The sequence below is a fragment of the Flavobacterium sp. genome (assembly GCF_049318325.1).
Lineage (GTDB): Bacteria > Bacteroidota > Bacteroidia > Flavobacteriales > Flavobacteriaceae > Flavobacterium.
Genome location: NZ_JBMOGQ010000211.1, coordinates 1 through 2085, shown reverse-complemented (window position 1 = coordinate 2085; position 2085 = coordinate 1). Strand labels below are relative to the sequence as shown.

The 2085-nt window shown below is 33.3% G+C and carries 4 protein-coding genes; 1 reads left to right on the top strand and 3 read right to left on the bottom strand.

Features of this window, described 5'->3' with window-relative positions:
* Nucleotides 1–423: hypothetical protein (locus ACOYLP_RS11810; RefSeq protein WP_422856368.1), on the bottom strand; the 423-nt coding region annotated here is incomplete at its 3' end.
* 114 nt (nucleotides 424–537) lie between these two features.
* Between ACOYLP_RS11810 and ACOYLP_RS11805 the strand changes: the two genes are divergently transcribed.
* Complete coding sequence (locus ACOYLP_RS11805) at nucleotides 538–939, top strand: excinuclease ABC subunit B (protein WP_422856367.1); 402 nt, start codon at nucleotides 538–540, stop codon at nucleotides 937–939.
* On the opposite strand, the gene ACOYLP_RS11800 is transcribed toward ACOYLP_RS11805, so the two are convergent.
* Complete coding sequence (locus ACOYLP_RS11800) at nucleotides 936–1448, bottom strand: GNAT family N-acetyltransferase (RefSeq protein WP_422856366.1); 513 nt, start codon at nucleotides 1446–1448, stop codon at nucleotides 936–938. The two genes, ACOYLP_RS11805 and ACOYLP_RS11800, sit on opposite strands and share 4 nt — an antisense overlap.
* A 9-nt stretch (nucleotides 1449–1457) precedes the next feature.
* A partial coding sequence (locus ACOYLP_RS11795; protein ID WP_422856365.1) for a helicase-related protein occupies nucleotides 1458–2085 on the bottom strand: 628 nt, incomplete at its 5' end.

Sequence of the window (2085 nt, the reverse complement as noted above, 5' to 3'; positions counted from 1 at the left end):
AGCTTTTTTCTCTTTAATAATTTTATATTTTTCTTTTTGAGAAGAATTCATATAACTATTGATTATTTTTTCTGTTTTTTCCTGAATGGATTCGAATTGTTTGGTTTTGTCTTCCTCCGAAATTTCACTTTTAATCAATATCTCAATGCTTTTGCTATTAGCAATCAATTCATTTCTGATGGCAATACATTGAAGTTCGTCAAGGGTTAAATCTTCTTTCATCTGTTTCATGATGTTATCAACCCTCATATTTCTGAAATTAGCAATTTCTTCTGGAGTTGGCTCTTTGGGTTCATTACTTTGAGGGATTTGATTACTTCTATCTACACCGCCTATTCTATTTCCGTTTATATTTCCAAATTGTGCTAATGCACTTAGATTAGATAGAAAAAGACAAATAAATAGTATTTTAAATGTTTTCATAATAGTCATAATTTAAAGAAGTAAAATTAGATAAAATAATACGGAATAAATGTTAAAAAATAAATCATTACAGTATCACAAAAATTGATATTTTAGCTAAAAATTATTTAATTGATGAATAAATACGATGAAAAATTAGCGTTATTGGCAGAGATGATTTCATTTTCTGTAGTTGACGGAAGATTGCATGATAGAGAATATTTTTTCTTATCTATGATTGCTGATGAACTTCAGTTAGACAAAAACGATTTCAATAATCTTTTTCATCAAGAAGAATATCCTGTTGTCATTAAATCGGAATTTGAGCGTATCCAACAATTCTATCGTTTGGCATTACTGATGCATTGTGATGGCGTTTTACACGAACGTGAACAAATTAAAATCCATGAAATTGGCATTAATATGGGATTAAATCCACATGCTATTAAACGCGTCTTGAAAGCAATGGAAAACTCTCCAAACAAAATAATTTCCCCCGAGTTTTTATTAGAAGTTTTTCAGGAACAGTTGAATTAAGAAATTGGCAATATCTTCTCAAATGCTTTTCTAAAACTGCCTCTAAAAGTAACTTCTCCGCAATAAGTATAGCCCAATTTTTCAAGAATTTTAAGCATCGGAATGTTGTCAAAATTGGTATCCACTTTGATGCTAAAGATGTTATTTCCTTTTGCTAGATCCTCTACAAAAAGAAAGATTTTATGGGCCAAACCTTTCCCTAAATAGTCATCCGAAATGGCAACTCTATGCACTACTGCAAAATCACCATTAGTTAGCCAAGCTCCCTTTAGTTGTTCATAAGCCGGTTCATCATTAAAAAGAATGGCAGCGTAACCTGCAACAATATTGTCATCAATTAAAACATAGCCTATGCCTTTTGTAATATCCTGTTTTATTACATCTTCGTTAGGATAACCATCCTGCCATTGCTGACTTCCATCATTCTTTCTGCGTACAATGGCTTGCTGAATGATTTCCCAAATTTTAGGAACTTCTGATTCACTGGCTTGTCTGAAATGGTAATTCATTTTAAACTTTTAAATTTTTTCTTGTAAACTCTTAATTTCATCACGCAGTTTGGCCGCTTGCATAAAATCGAGTTCTTTTGCCGCTTTTTCCATGGCTTTTCGGGCGTCACGAATTTTCTTTTCTATCTCAGGTTTTGATAAATATAAACTTTCAGGTTCTGCTGCTTTGGCAATTTTATCTTCAAAGTATTGAGTGGAAACTGAGTTATCGCTCAAAGCACTTCCCAAACTTTTGTTCAGCGCCATTGGTTCCAAACCATGTAACGTATTGTATCCTATTTGTTTTTCGCGACGGTAATTGGTGTCGTCTATAGTTTTTTGCATGCTGTTGGTAATCTTATCGGCATACATAATTGCTTTACCGTTTACGTTTCGCGCGGCACGTCCAACAGTTTGTGTTAATGAACGATGGCTGCGCAGAAAACCTTCTTTATCAGCATCTAAAATAGCTACGAGTGACACTTCGGGTAAATCCAAACCTTCACGTAGCAAGTTTACGCCTATCAAAACATCAAACAAACCTTTACGCAAATCTTGCATGATTTCTACACGTTCCAAAGTATCCACATCGGAATGTATATAACGACATCGGATAGCAACTTTAGTTAGATATTTAGTTAATTCTTCCGCCATTCTT

Excerpts from the sequence above, each read along its gene's own strand:
- ACOYLP_RS11805 (WP_422856367.1), top strand. The coding sequence starts at position 538 with ATGAATAAATACGATGAAAAATTAGCGTTATTGGCAGAGATGATTTCA.
- ACOYLP_RS11800 (WP_422856366.1), bottom strand. The coding sequence starts at position 1,448 with ATGAATTACCATTTCAGACAAGCCAGTGAATCAGAAGTTCCTAAAATT.